Origin of the sequence: Streptomyces sp. NRRL B-3229 (genome assembly GCF_000719505.1) — a bacterium.
GTDB classification, from domain to species: domain Bacteria; phylum Actinomycetota; class Actinomycetes; order Streptomycetales; family Streptomycetaceae; genus Streptomyces; species Streptomyces griseorubiginosus.
This window is the reverse complement of sequence record NZ_JOGP01000029.1, coordinates 26,785-43,733: the sequence shown is the minus strand read 5'-3', so window position 1 is coordinate 43,733 and position 16,949 is coordinate 26,785. Positions and strand designations below refer to the sequence as shown.

The window sequence follows — 16,949 nt, the reverse complement described above, 5'->3', positions numbered from 1 at the left end:
TGCTACCTTCGTGCCTAACAAACGTTTGGTGGAAAGGTAGCTGAATAGCTCATGGGTGTCTCCACCGCAGCCCCCGATGAGGGCGTTTCCGTCGTCAATGTCGACTTCCCACCGGTCAACGCCCTCCCCGTGCAGGGCTGGTACGAGCTCGCCGCCGCGGTGCGCGCCGCCGGGGCCGACCCCAAGGTGCGCTGTGTCGTGCTCACCGCCTCCGGGCGCGGGTTCAACGCGGGCGCCGACATCAAGGAGATGCAGCGCACCGACGGCCACGCGGCCCTCGTCGGCACCAACCGCGGTTGCTACGAGGCGTTCGCGGCGGTGTACGACTGCGAGGTCCCGGTCGTGGCCGCCGTGCACGGCTTCTGCCTGGGCGGCGGCATCGGCCTGGTCGGCAACGCGGACGCGATCGTGGCGAGCGAGGACGCGACCTTCGGACTGCCCGAGCTGGACCGGGGCGCCCTCGGCGCGGCCACCCACCTGGCCCGCCTGGTGCCCCAGCACCTGATGCGGACCCTGTACTACACCTCGCGCACCGTCACCGCCCAGGAGCTGTACCGGCACGGCTCGGTGTGGCGCGTGGTGCCGCGTGGGCAACTGACGGAGGCGGCACTGGAGTTGGCGCGTGAGATCGCGGCCAAGGACGGACTGCTGATCCGCCTGGCCAAGGCGGCGATCAACGGCATCGACCCGGTGGACGTCCGCCGCAGCTACCGCTTCGAGCAGGGCTTCACCTTCGAGGCCAACCTCAGCGGTGTCTCCGACCGGCACCGCGACGCGTTCGTGGCGTCCAAGTCGCCGGAGGGTGGCGCCGGTGAGTGACAAGACGATGAGCGCCGAGGAGGCCGTCGGCCGCCTCCGCAGCGGCATGACCGTCGGCATCGGCGGCTGGGGATCGCGGCGCAAGCCGATGGCCCTGGTCCGCGCCCTCCTGCGGACCGACGTCACCGACCTCACCGTGGTCTCCTACGGCGGTCCGGACGTCGGACTCCTCGCCGCCGCCGGGAGGATCCGCAAGCTGGTCGCCGCCTTCGCCACCCTCGACTCCATCCCCCTGGAGCCGCACTTCACCGCGGCCCGGCAGCGGGGCGCCTTCGCACTGGAGGAACTGGACGAGGCGATGTTCATGTGGGGCCTGACCGCGGCCGCGCAGCGCCTGCCGTTCCTTCCGGTCAGGGCGGCCCTCGGATCGGACGTCATGAAGGTCAACCCCCGCCTGCGGACCGTCACTTCGCCCTACGACGACGGTGAGGAGTTCGTCGCCGTCCCGGCCCTGCGGCTGGACGCCGCCCTCGTCCACCTCAACCGGGCGGACACCCGCGGCAACGCCCAGTACCTCGGCCCCGACCCGTACTTCGACGACCTCTTCTGCCAGGCCGCCGACACCGCCTACGTGTCCTGCGAGCAGATCGTCGACACCGCCGACCTGCTCAAGGACGCGGCCCCGCAGAGCCTGTTGGTCAAACGGGCCTTCGTGACCGGGGTCGTCGAGACGCCGGGCGGAGCCCACTTCACCTCCTGCGTGCCCGACTACGACCGCGACGAGCCCTTCCAGCGCGCCTACGCGCAGGCCGCCCGGGATCCGGAGGCCTGGCGGGCGTTCACGGACCGTTTCCTGTCCGGCGACGAACAGGCGTACCGGACGGCGGTCACGGCATTCCACGAGGAGCGGACGTGAGCGCACCCCGGACGAACACACCCCCGACCAACGCACCCTCGGCGAACGCACCCACGACGAGCGACGCGACCCGCGCCGAGTACTGCGTGGTGGCCTGCGCCGAGGCCTGGCGGGACGCCGGCGAGATCCTCGCGAGTCCCATGGGCACCGTCCCCACCCTCGGCGCCCGGCTGGCCAGGCTCACCTTCGCCCCCGACCTGCTCCTCACCGACGGAGAGGCGCTGCTCATCGGCGACACCCCCGCCCTCGGCGCCCCACCCGGGATCGTGGAGGGCTGGCTGCCCTACCGCCAGCACCTGGCCCTGGTCGCCACCGGCCGTCGGCACGTGATGATGGGCGCGAGCCAGATCGACCGCCACGGCAACCAGAACATCTCCTGCATCGGCGACTGGGCCCGCCCCACGCGGCAGTTGCTGGGAGTGCGGGGCGCACCCGTCAACACCCTGAACAACCCCACCAGTTACTGGATCCCAAAGCACTCGCCGCGCGTCTTCGTCGAGCACGTCGACATGGTCAGCGGAGTCGGCTACGCCCGCGCCGCCGAGGCCGGTCCCTCCGCCACCCGCTACCACCGCATCCCCGAAGTCATCAGCAACCTGGGCGTGTTCGACTTCGACACCCCGGACCGCACCATGCGGCTGCGCTCCCTGCACCCCGGCGTCACCGTGGAACAGGTCGAGGAGGCCACCGGGTTCGCGCTCACCGTCCCCGCGGAGGTGCCGTACACCCGCGCCCCAGACGCCGACGAACTGCGGCTGATCCGCGAGGTCCTGGACCCCGGCGACCTCCGCACCCGTGAGGTCCCCGCATGAGCGACGGCACCCTCACCACCGACGGCACCCCTCCCGCCGATGGCACCATCCCCACCGCGCTCACCGCACTCGTCGGCGTACGGCACCCGATCGTCCAGACCGGTATGGGATGGGTGGCCGGGCCACGGCTGGTGAGCGCCACGGCGAGGGCCGGCGCACTGGGGATCCTCGCCTCCGCCACCATGACCGTGCCGCAACTGCGGTCCGCCGTACGCGAGGTGAAGTCCCGTACGGACGCCCCGTTCGGGGTCAACCTGCGGGCGGACGCCTCGGACGCGGCCGAGCGGGTGCGCGTCCTGATCGACGAGGGCGTACGGGTGGCGTCCTTCGCGCTCGCGCCGAACCGGGACCTCATCGCCCGCCTCAAGGACGCCGGAGTGGTCGTCGTCCCCTCGGTCGGCGCCCGCCGCCACGCCGAGAAGGTGGCAGGCTGGGGCGTCGACGCGGTGCTCGTACAGGGTGGCGAAGGGGGCGGCCACACGGGCAGCGTGGCCACCACCGTGCTGCTGCCGCAGGTCGTCGACGCCGTGGACATCCCGGTGATCGCGGCCGGCGGCTTCCGCGACGGACGCGGCCTGGTCGCCGCGCTCGCCTACGGCGCGGCCGGCATCGCCATGGGCACCCGCTTCCTGCTGACTTCCGACAGCGCGGTCCCCGCCCCGGTCAAGGCCCGCTATCTGGCCGCGGGCGTACAGGACGTCACCGTCACCACCAAGGTCGACGGCCTGCCGCACCGGATGCTGCGCAGTGAACTGGTCGACACGCTGGAACGCGCGGGCCGTACCCGGGCGTTCGCCCGTGCCCTGCGCCACGCGTCCGCCTTCAGACGGGAGTCCGGCCTGAGCTGGACCGCCATGGTCCGTGACGGCCTGTCCATGAAGCACGGCAAGGACCTGACCTGGAGCCAGGTCCTGCTCGCCGCGAACACGCCCATGCTGCTGAAGGCGGCCATGGTGGACGGCCGCACCGACCTCGGCGTGATGGCAGCCGGCCAGGTCGCCGGTCTGATCGACGACCTGCCGTCCTGCGCCGAACTGGTCGAGTCCATCATGGCGGAGGCCCTGACAACGCTGAAGCGACTGCGCTGATCCTCGGGTGCATAGGGCCGTCGACCTACCGTCAGAGCCGTTCGATGATGGTGACGTTGGCCTGGCCGCCGCCCTCGCACATCGTCTGGAGGCCGAACCGGCCGCCCGTGCGCTCCAGTTCGTGCAGCAGGGTGACCATGAGCTTGGCACCCGTGGCGCCCAGCGGATGGCCCAGCGCGATCGCGCCCCCGTTCACGTTGACCTTCTCCGGTTCGGCGCCGGTCTCCTTCAGCCAGGCCAGCACCACGGACGCGAACGCCTCGTTGATCTCGACCAGGTCGATGTCGTCGATGGTCATCCCGGCCTTCTTGAGGGCGTACGCGGTCGCCGGTATCGGCGCGCTGAGCATCCGGATCGGGTCCTCGCCGCGCACCGACAGGTGGTGGACACGGGCCCGCGGGGTCAACCCGTGCTCCCGCACGGCCCGTTCGCTCGCCAGGAGGATCGCGGAGGCGCCGTCGGACACCTGGGAGGAGACGGCCGCCGTCAGTTGGCCGCCCTCGATGACCGGCTTCAGCCCCGCCATCTTCTCCAGGCTGGTGTCGCGGCGCGGCCCCTCGTCGGTGGGTACCTCGCCGTAGGGGGCGAGTTCGCGGTCGAACCGGCCCTCGTCGATGGCGCGGACGGCCCGCTGATGGGAGCGCAGCGCGAACTCCTCCATGTCCTGGCGGGAGATGCCCCACTTCCCGGCGATCGTCTCGGCTCCCACGAACTGGTTGACGGGCCGGTCGCCGTACCGGGCCCGCCAGCCCACCGAGCCCGCGAACGGGCCCTGGGTCAGCCCCAGGGGCTCGGCGGCCTGCCGGGTGGCGAAGGCGATCGGGATCATCGACATGTTCTGCACACCGCCCGCGACCACCAGGTCCTGGGTGCCGGAGAGCACGCCCTGCGCGGCGAAGTGCACGGCCTGCTGCGAGGATCCGCACTGCCGGTCCACGGTGGTGCCCGGCACCTCCTCCGGCAGTCCGGCCGCCAGCCAGCTGGTGCGCGCGATGTCACCGGCCTGCGGTCCGACGGCGTCCAGGCAGCCGAAGACGACGTCCTCGACGGCCGCCGGGTCGGCGCCCGACCGCTCCATCAGCGCCTTGAGCACATGGGCGCCCAGGTCGGCGGGGTGGACGGCGGCCAGTCCGCCGTTCCGCTTGCCGACGGGGGTACGGACCGCTTCGACGATGTATGCCTCGGCCATGGCCGCTCCTTGAGGGCTTCAGGGGATCATTCCCGCAGGTTGATGCCCTCCAGCACCATCGACAGGTACTGTCGGGCGATCTCCTCGGGGCTGTGCTGTCCGCCCGGCCGGTACCACGAGGCCGCGACCCACACGGTGTCGCGCAGGAAGCGGTACGTGAGCCGGATGTCGAGATCGGCACGGAAGGCCCGTTCGGCCACTCCGCGCTCCAGGGTGCCCAGCCAGGCCTTCTCGAACTTCACCTGGGAGTCCGCGAGATAGGCGAAGCGCGGCTGGGTCTGGAGGACCCTGGCCTCCTTCTGGTAGATCGCGACGGCCGCGTGATGCCGGTCGATCCCCCGGAAGGACTCGGTGACGAGCGCCTCGATGGTCTCCCTGGGCCCGAGACCCCCGGCGAGCACCGCGTCGTAGCGCGCCCAGAGGTCGGTCAGGAAGGTGGAGAGGATCTCGTCGACCATCGACTCCTTGGAGTCGAAGTGGTAGTACAGGCTGCCCGCGAGGATCCCCGCCGCGTCCGCGATCCTGCGGACGGTGGTGGCGCGGTACCCCTGCGCGGCGAACACCTCGGCGGCGGTGGCGAGGAGTTCCTCACGGCGCTCGGGCCCGCCGCTCATCGCCGTCTTCCTGCGGTCACTGTCACTGTTCGGCACGGGGTCATTGTCGCCTCACGCGCGCTGGCTGCTGACCGCGACGACCTCGCCCGTCATGTACGACGAGTAGCCGGACGCCAGGAAGACGATCACGTTGGCCACCTCCCACGGCTCGGCGTAGCGCCCGTACGCCTCCCGGGCGGTCAGCTCCTCCAGCAGCTCCGGAGTCGTCACCTTCACCAGATGGGGGTGCATGGCCAGGCTCGGTGCCACCGCGTTGACGCGGACGCCGAACTCGGCGGCCTCCAGGGCGGCGCACCGGGTCAGCGCCATCACGCCCGCCTTCGCGGCGGCGTAGTGGGCCTGGCCCCGCTGCGCCCGCCAGCCGACGACGGAGGCGTTGTTCACGACGACTCCGCCCTGTCCCGCCGCCTTCATCCGCCGCAGCGCGGCCCGCGTGCAGCGGAAGGTGCCGTTGAGCGTCACGTCGAGCACCTTCGACCACTGCTCGTCGCTCATGTCGACGAGATCAGCGGTCCCGCCGAGCCCGGCGTTGTTGACGACGATGTCCAGTCGCCCGTGCCGCTCCGCCGCGAGGTCGAACAGCGCGGCCACCTGGTCCTCGTCGGTGACGTCACAGGGAAGGGAGGCGACCCGGTCCGCTCCGAAGGTGTCGGCGAGTTCGGCCGCGGACTCCTTGAGCCGGCGCGCATGCGCATCCGATACGACGACGCTCGCGCCCTCCTCCAGCAGCCGCCGCGCGGTCGCCCCACCGATACCGGCACCGGCGGCCGCGGTCACGAGGGCGGCTCGGCCCGCGAGCAGCTGGTGGCCGGGCTCGTAGGGCGGCGGGGAGGTGGTCACGGACGGGCCTCCTTGGACAGGCCGGCGGCGCGTTCGACTCTCGACGGCTGACGCCCCGTACGTTAACCTACCAAACACTTGTTAGGGAAGGAGCCGGAGCCTGATGGACCTCGACTTCTCGGCCGCCGAGGACGCGTTCCGCACCGAGGCCCGCGCCTGGCTCGCCGCCCACGTACCCCGCACACCCCTGCCCTCGCTGGAGACCGAGCAGGGCTTCGCCGCGCACCGGGCGTGGGAGCGCACCCTCTCCGCCGACCGCTGGTCCGTCGTCTCCTGGCCCGAGGAATACGGCGGCCGAGGTGCTTCCGTACTGGAATGGCTGATCTTCGAGGAGGAGTACTACGCGGCCGGCGCGCCCGGCCGGGTCAGCCAGAACGGCATCAACCTGCTCGCTCCCACCCTCTTCGAGCACGGCACCCCCGAGCAGCGCGCCCGCGTCCTCCCGCCGATGGCCACCGGCGAGGTCATCTGGGCCCAGGCATGGTCGGAACCCGAGGCCGGCTCCGACCTCGGCTCGCTGCGCTCCACGGCCCGCCGGGCGGACGGGGGCTGGCTGTTGAACGGCCAGAAGACCTGGTCCTCCCGCGCCGCCTTCGCCGACCGGGCCTTCGGTCTCTTCCGCAGTGACCGGAGCGGCGTGGACGAGGGCCGACCCCACCGGGGCCTGACCTACCTGATGTTCCCGCTCGACGCCGACGGTGTGACCGTACGGCCCATCGGACGGCTCGACGGCAAACCCGCCTTTGCGGAACTCTTCCTCGACGACGTCTTCGTACCCGACGAGGACGTCATCGGCGAACCCGGCCAGGGCTGGCGGGTCGCGATGAGCACCGCGGGCAACGAACGTGGCCTCACCCTGCGCAGCCCCGGCCGCTTCACCGCGGCCGCCGACCGGCTCACCCGGCTGTGGCGGGACCGGGCCGATCCCGCCGACACCGCCCTGCGCGACCGCGTCGCCGACGCCGTGATCGGCGCCCGCGCCTACCAGTTGTTCACCTACGCCGGTGCCTCACGCCTCGCCGCGGGCGGCTCCATCGGCGCCGAGTCCAGCATGAACAAGGTGTACTGGTCCGAACTCGATATCGCCCTGCACGAGACCGCGCTCGACCTCCTCGGCCCCTACGGCGAACTCGCCGACCACGCCGACGAGGCGCCGGAGCAGGGCAGTTGGGCGGAAGGGCACACCTTCTCCCTGGCCGGTCCGATCTACGCGGGCACCAACGAGATCCAGCGCGACATCATCGCCGAGCGGCTGCTCGGCCTGCCGAAGGGACGCCGGTGATGCGCTTCCTCCTCGACGACGAGCAACGGGAGTTCGCGAGCTCACTCGACGCCCTGCTGAAGGCGGCCGACACCCCGGCCGTCGTCCGGGCCTGGAGCAACGGTGACCATGGCCCCGGACGGGCACTGTGGAGCCGCCTCGCGGAGGCCGGTGTGTTCGGGCTCTCGGTCCCGGAGGAGCATGACGGCCTCGGCCTACTCCCGGTCGAACTCACCGTTGCCTATACGGAGTTGGGCCGTCACGCCGTGCCCGGCCCGCTGGTCGAGACGGTCGCGGCGGCCGCCCTGCTCGATGGGCTCGGCGACGGGCACACGACCTGGCTCCCCGGCATCGCCTCCGGCAAGACCGTCGTGACCCTGTGCCCTCCGGGGGACGACAGTCCCTACGCCCTCGACGCGGACATGGCCGACGTCGTCCTCGTCGTCACCGGTGACACCCTGCGCGCGGCCGATTCCACCGGGCCCGTCCAGCCGTCCGCCGACCCGGCCCGCCGTCTGGCCCGGCCGACGTGCGGCACCGTCCTGGCGGAGGGGCCGCACGTGCGGCGCGCTGCCGCGCACGCCGCCGACGTGGGCCGACTCGCCACCGCGGCCCAGGCACTGGGAGTCGGCCGGACACTGCTCGACCGGACCGTCGCCCACGTGCGGGAACGCCACCAGTTCGGGCGACCCGTCGGATCGTTCCAGGCGATCAAGCACCAGCTCGCGGACGTCCTGATCAGCCTCGAATTCACCGCACCGCTCGTCCACGCGGCAGCCCTCTCGCTCGCCTCCGCGACCGGCGACAGCGGCCGGGACATCGCGGCGGCGAAGACCGCGGCAGGCGAGGCGGTCCACCTGGCCGCCCGCACCGCACTCCAGTGCCACGGTGCCATCGGCTACACCGACGAACTCGACCTCTCCCTATGGATCCGCAAGGCCCGTTCCCTGCGTACTGCCTGGGGCACCCCCTCGGCCTGCCGCGCCCGCGTGATTCCGAACTCCCGGTGAAGAGCCCGCGTCGGGCTCATCCGGCCAGCGGGTCGGGAGCGGTCTGCCACGGACGGCACAGGGTGAGGAAGCAGCCGGCCGCGGCGACGGCCAGGCCGAGCACCGACACCGCCATGGGAAGAGCGCTGGCCCGTCCTCCGAGACCGGAGAGGGCGGGGGCGAGGGTGCCCATCAGGAACTGGGTGGTGCCCACCAGCGCGGAGGCGCTGCCCGCCGCGTGCGGGGCGCGTTGCAGGGACAGGGCCGTGGCGGTGGGAAGGATCATGCCGACCGGGCAGGCGGTGAGGAAGAGGGCCACCGCGATCCAGGGCAGGCCCGCGTGGCTGACGGTGACCAGGAGCACCAGGGCGGTACCCGCGGCGCCGAGCACCGCCAGGCCGATGCCCAGCACCCGGTGAGAGGGACGACGACCGAGCAGGAACCTGCCGTTGAGCTGCCCCGTGGCGACCATGCCGAGCGAGTTGAGGCCGAACAGCAGGCTGTACTTCTGCGGGGAGGCGCCGTAGACCTCCTGGAGGGTGAAGGAGGAGCCCGCGATGTAGGCGAACAGGGCGGCGAAGCCGAGGCTCCCGGTGAGCAGGTAGCCGGTGAACGGGCGGTCGCGCACCAGGTCGCGCATGGTGCGCAGGGTCGCCCGGAGGCCGCCGTGCCGCCGCTCCGGGGGCGGCAGGGTCTCGGTCAGCAGGGCGGTGGTGGCCGTCAGGACGACCAGGCCCAACAGGGTCAGGGCCACGAACACACCGCGCCAGGAGGTCAGTCGCAGCAACTGCGCGCCGAGCACGGGCGCCAGGATCGGCGCGGTGCCGGACACCAGCATCAGCGAGGACAGCAGACGGGCGGCGCCGAGCCCGTCGTACAGGTCGCGCACGACGGCCCGCGCGATGACGATGCCCGCCGCGCCCGCCAGCCCCTGGACCAGTCGCATGCCGATGAGCACTCCGGGGTCCGGGGCGAGCGCGCACAGAGCGCCCGCCACGACGTAAACCGACAGGCCGGTCAGCAGGGGCCGGCGGCGGCCGAGGGTGTCGCTGAGCGGGCCGACGACCAGCTGGCCCAAGGCGGTCCCGACCATGTAGGCGGTCAGGGTGAGCTGGGTGACGGCCGGGGAGACGTGCAGGTCCGCGCCGACGCGGGGGAGGGCGGGAAGGTAGAGGTCGATGGTGAGGGGGCCGAGCGCGGTCAGGGAACCCAGGACCAGCACGAGAGGGAGACGGCTGGGCGTGCGGCCCCGCGGTGCTGCTGATCGTGCGCGTTCGGCGCTGGCGGTGCCGGTGTCGGCCATGTCCGTTCCAGGGCTGAGTCGGTGTCAGTGGGCGAGGTGGGCGACGAGGAGGTTGGGGTCCTCGTTCGTGAGATACGCGGCGCTGGGGACGTACACCGTGTCGCCGTGCACCGCGACGGAGGTCGGGGTCCGCAGGCCGTCGGCCGCCGTGAGGACCGCGGTGTGGGTGCCGTCGGGGCGGACGAGGTCGACCTCGTTGTCGTCGCGGGCGGCGAGGAGGGTGTCGCCCTGTCCGGTGAAGGCGAAGTCGTCGATGGAGGGCATGCCGGTGGCGCGGACCTCGATCCGGCCCGCCGAGCCGTGTGCGGTGACCGGGATGCGCAGGACCGTGCCCTTGTCGAGGTTGGTGGCCCAGACCGCTCCATCGTGCAGTTTCAGGCCGTTGGCGCCGGCGAAGGTACTGGGTTCGAGGGCCGTGCCGCGGGCCCAGACGGTCGCCGTGCCGCCGTCGGCGGGGAGGCTGTAGATGACGCCGCGGACGGAATCGGTGACGTAGAGCCGGTGCCTGCGCGTGTCGAGGGCGAGGCCGTTGGGCAGTCCGTCGGCGGGCAGGGCGGCGATCCGGTGCGGACGGCCGCCGGGGCGGACCGCCCAGACGCCGGTCAGGTCGGCGGTGCCGGTGGCGTAGGTGACGTAGAGCGTGCCGTCGTCGGCGCGGGCGATGCCCCCGACGAACGCCTTGCCGAGGTTGGGGGTGCTCGCCTTCGCGGGGGCGGGGAGCGTGGCGGGCACGTGGAGGTGTCCGCCGGGGGAGAGGCGGACGATCTGGCGGGCGAAGGAGAAGGTCAGGTACGCCGATCCGGTGCGGTCGACGGTGATGTTCTCGGGCTGCTGCGAGGACGCCAGGCTGAAGTGGGCCACGACATGGGGCCGGGACAACGGCTCGGTGGCCGCGGTGGCGGTCGCCGCGGAGTTCAGCAGCGCCGCGGCGACGGCCAGCGCGGTGACGGTGGTGCGCACATGCATGGGGGGATCTCCTGTGGTGCGTCAGGACCGCTGCCGGTTGGTGAGAACCGGGTGGTGGGGTATGTCGCCGCCGGAGGCGGCGAGGGCCGGGGGCTGCGCCGAGCGCGTGTCGACAAAAGGCGTGAAGGAGAGGGATCAGCCGGCGGCGGGGAACAGCGACCGGTTGGCGATGTCGATGATGAACGGGCCCACGTGGGAGGGGTACTTGTCGACGATCGCCTTCTTGTAGGCGTCGCCGTCGTCGCCGAGCAGCTCCCGGGCGTCGTCGAGGTAGCGGCGGACGTCCCCGTAGACCTCGGGACCGGTCGGCGCGCCGTGGCCGGCGAGGATCGTGTCGTAGCCGCTCTCGGAGGCCAGGGCGTCGACGGCCAGCTGCCAGCCGGTGATGTCGTTGTTGCCCAGGTAGAGGTGGACGTCGTTGTAGACGAGGTCCTGGGCGATCAGGACACCCTGCTCGGGCAGCTTGATCAGGAGCTCGTCGGCTGCCTCGCCGCCGGAGACGGCCTCGAAGACGAAGGGCACCCCGTCGATGACCTCGGTGCCCGGGGCGATGTTCACGTCCGGGGTGAACTCGGTGAGGGTGATGACCTGTCCGGTCGGCAGGTGGCTGTCGCCGCGGGCGATGATCTGCTCGGTCACCTGGGGCAGGGCGTGCACGGGGACACCGAAGCGGGCGGCACCGTTGTAGTGGTCCGGGTGGGCGTGGGTGACGATCAGCCGGTCGATCGGCTTGCCGAGGCCCTTGGCGTAGGCGACGGCCTCCTCGGCGTAGACGGGCAGCAGCTGGGCGTCGATCGCGATGATCCGCCCCGGTGTCTCGATCAGCTGGGTGGTGGTGTGGAAGGTGTCGGCCGGCGACATGTAGCTGTGGATGCGGACCGAGCCCCTGTCGAGAACCGTGACCGTGCCGTTCATGGTGATGCTCCTTGCGGTAAAGGCGGCCCCTTGCCGTCTTGCTGTCCTCCACTCTGGTCGGAACGCCGCAGGTAATCGAGATACGCTGAAGACGCGGCATGGTAATTCGAGGACATCTGGAGAAGTCGATGCGTACGGCGGACTCCGAGGGCGTGGACCCCTCGCAGCGGGGTGCCATCCCCCGGCTCGACTTCAACCCGCCGCACGAACGCGTCCCGGGACTGGAGATCGTCGACGTGGCGGCCCTGCACGAGCGGCGCCGGCGCCGGGGCAGCCGGACCGACCTGGTGCACCGGGTCGACTTCCACACCCTCACCCTGATCACGGAGGGCAGCGCCGAGCACGCGGTCGACTTCGTGACCTACCCCTGCCGGCCCGGCACCCTGCTGTGGATCCGCCCGGGCCAGGTGCAGCGCTTCGTCCGGCCGGGCACCGCCAACGGCACCCAGCTCCTGTTCACCCCGGCCTTCCCGCCGCACACCGGCAGCGCCGACCGGCTGGTCAGGGAGTGGCACGGGCCGGCCTGCCGGCAGCTGGGGGCGCGTCCCGAGTACGCCGTGCTGTCGACCCTGATCGGTCAGATGCGGGCCGAGTACGGCCGTCCCGTGGAGACCGTGTCGGCGGAGATCCTGCAACTCCTGCTGGCCACCGTGCTGTTGCACATAGACCGGCTGCCCCGCCCCGACGGCGGCGGCGACCCGCACGCGGGCGGCGAGGTGTACGCGCGCTTCCGCGCCGAACTGGAGCGCGGGTACGCCACCACCCGCCGGGCCGCCGACTACGCCCACCGGCTCGGGTACACCGTCAAAACCCTCACGCGCGCGTGCGTCGCCGCCACCGGACAGCCCGTCAAGCACGTCATCGATGGCCGAGTCGCCTTGGAGGCCCAGCGTCTGCTCGCCCACACCGACGAGCCGGTGGCGTCGATCGCCCGCCGCCTCGGATTTCCCGAACCCACCAACTTCGGAAAGTTCTTCACCCGCCACACGGGCGTGACGCCGGGCGCGTTCCGGCAGAGCCATCAGGGCGGCTAGCGTCCTGCGCGCCAGGGCCCGGCGTCACCGGGCGGGCAGGGCGGTCAGCACGAACGCGAAGTCCGCCGGGCGTACTTCGAGCCGGTGCTCGGGCAGCACACCCGGGCCGACGGCGCCGGAGCCGAGGCCCTGGACGACGTGGTCGGTGTGCAGATGGACCGTCGGACCCGCCGTCAGGTCGGTCTGGTGGCGTGCCTCGGCCAGCTGCCGGTCGCTCCACCTGCGGGCGGCCAGGTTGAACAGCTCGGCGCCCTCGACACGCAGCCCCGCGCCCGCCCCGTCGACGATCTCCGCCCAGCGCACCTCGGCCCGGTTGCCGTTGTCCTGCGGGCGCACGTACGGCGTCTGGAGCTCGTCGACGCTCGCGTGGAACAGCCCCGTCCGGGCCGCCTGCCGGGAGTCCGGGTAGGCCTCGCCCGGACCGGCGCCGAACCAGCTGACCTGCGACCACTCGCCGGGCAGTTCCCAGTGCAGACCGATGCGGGCCAGCGAGGGCGCCTTGTCGCGGCGCAGGAGTTCCGCGCGTTCGCCGGGCGGCAGGTCGGCTGCCACCATGGCCTCGGCGAAGCGGTCGTCCCGCTCCGGCCAGTGGCCGAACGGCTCCGTGCGGACCCGCACCCGCAGGCGCCGCCCGTCGGTCTCCCAGCGATAGGTGGTGAGGTAGCCGCAGTCCGTGGCGGCGGCGCCGCTGCGCACCACGACGGTCAGACCCTCGGTCCCCTCGTCGACGGAGACGGTCCGGTGCCGCAGCCGTTGAAGGCCGCGCGCCTCCCAGTACATCGCGTCGCGCTGCGACCAGGCGAGGTCGTTGTCGGTCGGCGCCCGCCACAGGGACAGCCGCGGTCCGTCGAACGCGTGGTCCCCGAGGCCGAGCAGGCGTCCGGTCGTCCGGTCGAAGCGAGCCCGCCCGAGCGCGATGCGCGTGCCCGACGTCTCCGTGGCCGGAATCCTGGCGCCCAGCGCGGACCGGTCCGGCACGCTCCCGGTGGACGGCAACGGCACCTGCCCCCAGGCCACCTGGTGCCCCTCGGGCGCCCACACGGCGGGCTTGGCCAGCTCCGCCCGTACGGTCAGCAGTCGCTCGCCGCCGCCGGTGCCCGCCCCGAGCGGCGGCAGCGGTATCTCCGCCTGCTCCCCGGCACCGAGGTCCGGCGTCACGAGGGTGCCTTGCTCCCGTACGGCCCCGTCCTCGGTGAGCGACCAGGTGAACCTCAGGTGCGACAGATCCACCATGTCGTGGCGGTTGCGCACGAGGAGGTGCCCGGGGCTGTCGCCGGGGGCGATGAGGACGGGCTCGATGACCTTCTGGTACTCCAGCAGCCCGGGTGACGGGGTGCCGTCCGGGAAGACCAGACCGTCACAGATGAAGTTGCCGTCGTGCACCTCCTCCCCGAAGTCGCCCCCGTAGGCGAAGAACTCACGGCCCTCGGTGTCGGTGGTGCGCAGCCCCTGGTCCCTCCACTCCCACACGAATCCGCCCTGGACGCGCGGAAATTGGTCGCACAGCCGCATGTACTCGGACAGTGCGCCGGGGCCGTTGCCCATCGCGTGGGCGAACTCCGTGTAGACGAAGGGCATGCGGTTGCGCGGTTCGTCCGCTGGGTCGCCCTCGCCGTCGGTGGCCGGGTAGAGCTTCTCGCCCGGACGCAGCAGGCCCTGGCCGATCCGGCGCACGGTGGCGGGAGTGCGGTACATCTCGCCGTAGAGGTCGACGTAGCGGGCCAGGCGGTCGCCCTCGTAGTGAATCGGCCGGGACGGGTCCCGCTCGCGGATCCAGGCGGCCATGGCCTCGAGGTTGCTGCCGTCGCCCGCCTCGTTGCCCAACGACCAGGAGATGACGCTCGCGTGGTTCTTGTCGCGCTCCACGGTCCGCTCGGCGCGGTCCAGGCAGGCCTCGCGCCACCGCGGGTCGTCGGAGGGGTTGTCCCGCCAGGGCTCCGGCCTCGTCATCTCGAACCCGTGGGTCTCCAGGTCGCATTCGAGCATGACCCACAGGCCGTACTGGTCGCACAGGTCGAGGAAGGCGGGGTGCGGCGGGTAGTGCGAGGTGCGGACGGCGTTGATGTTGTGCCGCTTCATGGCCTCCACGTCGCGGCGCATGTCGTCGAGGGTGACGGCCCGGGCCCGGTCGGGGTGGAACTCGTGCCGGTTGACGCCCCGCAGCACCACCCGCCTGCCGTTGACGGTCAGCACACCGGAGTCGTCGACTGCCACCGTGCGGAAGCCGATCCGCAGCCCGACCTCCTCCGCCGGAGTCGTGACCACGGCGTCGTACAGGTACGGGTCCTCGGCGCTCCACGGCCTGACCCGGTCGAAGAGCAACTCCCGGGACACGGCGGCGTCCGTGATCCCGAGCGCGGGGACGGTGAGCGTCGCGTCCTCTTCCGCGTCGACGTCGATCCGCAGTCGGCCGGCCCCGCGCAACGCGTCGTAGTCGGCGTGCACGAACACGTCCCGGATGCCGCCGGCCGGCCGGGCGAGCAGGGCCACGTCACGGAAGATGCCCGCCAGTCGCCAGGTGTCCTGGTCCTCCAGGTACGTACCCGACGAGTACTGGTGCACCCGGACGGCAAGGACGTTCCGCCCCGGGCACAGTGCCTCGGTGACGTCGAACTCCGAGGCCAGACGGCTGCCCCTGGTCACCCCGAGCTCCCGGCCGTTCAGCCAGACCCTCGCGCACGACTCGACGCCCTCGAAGCGCACCACCGCCGGTGTTCCGGCCCACGAGGGCGGCAGGTCGAAGGTCCGCCGGTAGTCACCGGTCGGGTTCTCGTCCGGGACGTACGGCGGGTCGAGCGGGATGGGATACGGGATGTTCAGGTACACGGGCCGGCCGTAGCCGTGCAGCTGCCACTGGGAGGGGACCGGCAGCCGGTCCCAGCCCCGGTCGGGGAAGCCGGGAGCCTCGAAGCCGTCGGTCTCGTCGAGCCCGGTGGCCGAGAACCGGAAGGCCCAGTCGCCGTTCAGGTCGAGCCGCGGGGCGTTCGTCGCCAGTGCGGCGCGAGGGGCCTTCTTGCCGTGGCCGGGGGAGAACTCCTCGAAGTAGCGCGGGGACATGTGACTCCTTGGGCAGCGAAAGTGTCGATGGGGGTGGCGATCCGGAAGGGAGGGGTGTGTGCACCGGGGATCTGCTTCATGCCTGGTCAGGGGCCGGCGATCGGTACTTCGGCTGAGTACGAAACCCGTGGGTACACTTTCGTGACCATTGGCGAGGGGATGGAGACGGAGAACCGTGCCGGACGAGGAAGAGAAGACCAGCGGCGACGGGCCTCCGGTGGTCACCATCGCGTACATCGCCGAGACCGCCGGTGTATCCGTCCCCACGGTGTCGAAGGTGCTGAACGGCCGGTCCGGGGTGTCGGACGAGACCCGCAGCCGGGTCGAGGAGCTGATCCACCGGTACGGGTACCGCAAGCCGCCGAAGAACCGCAGCAACCTCGTGGAGCTGGTCTTCCGCGAGCTGGAGAGCATGTGGGCCGTGGAGATCATCCGCGGCGTCGAGCGCGCCGCGCGCCGCAACAAGGTCAGTGTCCTGGTCTCGGAGTTCGGCCTCCAGGAGACTCCCGAGCGGACCATCGACGACACCCTCGGACGCCGTCCGCAGTGCGTGCTGTCCGTCGCGTGGCTGTCGCCGGACGAGCGGGACCAGTTGCAGGCGAAGGGCATTCCGTTCGTCGTCTTCGACCCGAACCGGGAGCTGCCCGAGGGAGTGCCCTTCGTCGGGGCCACCAACTTCCGGGGCGGCCGGTCCGCGACCCGGCACCTGATCGACCTGGGGCACCGCCGTATCGCCATGATCACCGGACCGGATCATCCTTTCTGTCTGGCGCGGACGGCCGGCTATTCCTCGGCGCTCGTCGAGGCCGGACTGCCGGTGCAGCAGGAGCTGCTGGTCAAGGCCCAGCTCACGCGTGAGGACGGCCGTGTCGCGGCCCGCGAGCTGCTGTCCCGGCCCGAGCGGCCCACGGCCGTCTTCACCGCCAACGACATGCAGGCCCTCGGCGTCTACCAGGCCGCCCGGGACCTCGGACTGCGCATCCCGGACGACCTGAGCGTGGTCGGCTTCGACGACGTGCCGGCCGTGGCCTGGGTGGACCCGCCGCTGACCACGGTCCACCAGCCGTTGGCCGACATGGCGGTGGCGGCCACCGAACTGGCGCTGGCGCTGGGCCGGGGCGACGACGTGCCTCAGGTGGGTCTGGAGATCGCCACCAGTCTCACCGTCCGCGAGAGCACGGCTCCGCCGAGGGACTGAGCGGCAGG

Annotated in this window: 15 protein-coding genes; 8 read left to right on the top strand and 7 right to left on the bottom strand. The window is 72.0% G+C overall.

Going from position 1 to position 16,949, the window contains the following annotated elements; genetic code table 11:
* Positions 1-51 precede the first annotated feature (51 nt).
* Genes IF54_RS0134260 through IF54_RS0134245 form a run of 4 tightly spaced genes read left to right on the top strand, consistent with a single transcriptional unit; the run spans position 52 to position 3,575 of the window.
* Positions 52-819 carry an enoyl-CoA hydratase family protein gene (locus IF54_RS0134260; RefSeq protein WP_030325993.1) on the top strand — a complete coding sequence of 256 codons (768 nt, stop codon included), beginning with the start codon at positions 52-54 and terminating at the stop codon, positions 817-819.
* Positions 812-1,675, top strand: a complete 864-nt coding sequence (locus IF54_RS0134255) for a CoA transferase subunit A (protein ID WP_030325992.1) — start codon at positions 812-814, stop codon at positions 1,673-1,675. The genes IF54_RS0134260 and IF54_RS0134255 overlap by 8 nt, the downstream gene beginning before the upstream one ends.
* A complete protein-coding gene (locus tag IF54_RS0134250) occupies positions 1,672-2,487 on the top strand; it encodes a CoA-transferase (protein WP_030325990.1) in 816 nt (271 codons plus the stop codon). The genes IF54_RS0134255 and IF54_RS0134250 overlap by 4 nt, the downstream gene beginning before the upstream one ends.
* Entirely contained in the window at positions 2,484-3,575 is a 1,092-nt protein-coding gene (locus IF54_RS0134245) for an NAD(P)H-dependent flavin oxidoreductase (RefSeq protein ID WP_051735642.1), read from the top strand. The genes IF54_RS0134250 and IF54_RS0134245 overlap by 4 nt, the downstream gene beginning before the upstream one ends.
* A gap of 31 nt (positions 3,576-3,606) precedes the next feature.
* On the opposite strand, the gene IF54_RS0134240 is transcribed toward IF54_RS0134245, so the two are convergent.
* From IF54_RS0134240 to IF54_RS0134230, 3 genes are read right to left on the bottom strand one after another with little or no spacing between them, the layout of a single operon-like run.
* Positions 3,607-4,764, bottom strand: a complete 1,158-nt coding sequence (locus IF54_RS0134240; RefSeq protein ID WP_030325985.1) for an acetyl-CoA C-acetyltransferase — start codon at positions 4,762-4,764, stop codon at positions 3,607-3,609.
* Between the two features lie 26 nt (positions 4,765-4,790).
* The gene (locus IF54_RS0134235; RefSeq protein ID WP_030325983.1) at positions 4,791-5,378 is read right to left on the bottom strand and encodes a TetR/AcrR family transcriptional regulator; all 588 of its coding nucleotides are present in this window, start codon (positions 5,376-5,378) and stop codon (positions 4,791-4,793) included.
* Positions 5,379-5,429: 51 nt separating this feature from the next.
* Complete coding sequence (locus IF54_RS0134230; protein ID WP_030325981.1) at positions 5,430-6,218, bottom strand: SDR family oxidoreductase; 789 nt, start codon at positions 6,216-6,218, stop codon at positions 5,430-5,432.
* Between the two features lie 103 nt (positions 6,219-6,321).
* On the opposite strand from IF54_RS0134230, the gene IF54_RS0134225 reads away from it, so the two are divergent.
* Positions 6,322-7,500, top strand: coding sequence for an acyl-CoA dehydrogenase family protein (locus IF54_RS0134225; protein ID WP_030325979.1), 1,179 nt, complete (start codon positions 6,322-6,324; stop codon positions 7,498-7,500).
* A complete protein-coding gene (locus IF54_RS0134220) occupies positions 7,500-8,489 on the top strand; it encodes an acyl-CoA dehydrogenase family protein (protein ID WP_030325977.1) in 990 nt (329 codons plus the stop codon). Before IF54_RS0134225 ends, IF54_RS0134220 begins: the two co-directional genes overlap by 1 nt.
* A gap of 16 nt (positions 8,490-8,505) precedes the next feature.
* Here the strand turns inward: IF54_RS0134220 and IF54_RS0134215 are convergent, their stop codons facing one another.
* The 3 genes from IF54_RS0134215 to IF54_RS0134205 form a co-directional block, all read right to left on the bottom strand.
* Positions 8,506-9,771 carry a multidrug effflux MFS transporter gene (locus IF54_RS0134215; RefSeq protein WP_037820994.1) on the bottom strand — a complete coding sequence of 422 codons (1,266 nt, stop codon included), beginning with the start codon at positions 9,769-9,771 and terminating at the stop codon, positions 8,506-8,508.
* Between the two features lie 24 nt (positions 9,772-9,795).
* A complete protein-coding gene (locus IF54_RS0134210; RefSeq protein WP_030325974.1) occupies positions 9,796-10,737 on the bottom strand; it encodes an SMP-30/gluconolactonase/LRE family protein in 942 nt (313 codons plus the stop codon).
* A gap of 135 nt (positions 10,738-10,872) precedes the next feature.
* Positions 10,873-11,652, bottom strand: a complete 780-nt coding sequence (locus tag IF54_RS0134205) for an MBL fold metallo-hydrolase (RefSeq protein ID WP_030325973.1) — start codon at positions 11,650-11,652, stop codon at positions 10,873-10,875.
* A 128-nt stretch (positions 11,653-11,780) separates the two neighbouring features.
* Here IF54_RS0134205 and IF54_RS0134200 point away from each other — a divergent pair, with 128 nt between their 5' ends.
* Positions 11,781-12,686, top strand: coding sequence for an AraC family transcriptional regulator (locus IF54_RS0134200; protein ID WP_030325971.1), 906 nt, complete (start codon positions 11,781-11,783; stop codon positions 12,684-12,686).
* A 24-nt stretch (positions 12,687-12,710) separates the two neighbouring features.
* Here the strand turns inward: IF54_RS0134200 and IF54_RS0134195 are convergent, their stop codons facing one another.
* Positions 12,711-15,743 carry a glycoside hydrolase family 2 TIM barrel-domain containing protein gene (locus IF54_RS0134195; protein WP_030325963.1) on the bottom strand — a complete coding sequence of 1,011 codons (3,033 nt, stop codon included), beginning with the start codon at positions 15,741-15,743 and terminating at the stop codon, positions 12,711-12,713.
* 175 nt (positions 15,744-15,918) lie between these two features.
* On the opposite strand from IF54_RS0134195, the gene IF54_RS0134190 reads away from it, so the two are divergent.
* Positions 15,919-16,941: a LacI family DNA-binding transcriptional regulator gene (locus IF54_RS0134190; RefSeq protein ID WP_051735641.1), complete on the top strand. Its 1,023-nt coding sequence runs from the start codon at positions 15,919-15,921 to the stop codon at positions 16,939-16,941.
* Positions 16,942-16,949: the final 8 nt, after the last annotated feature.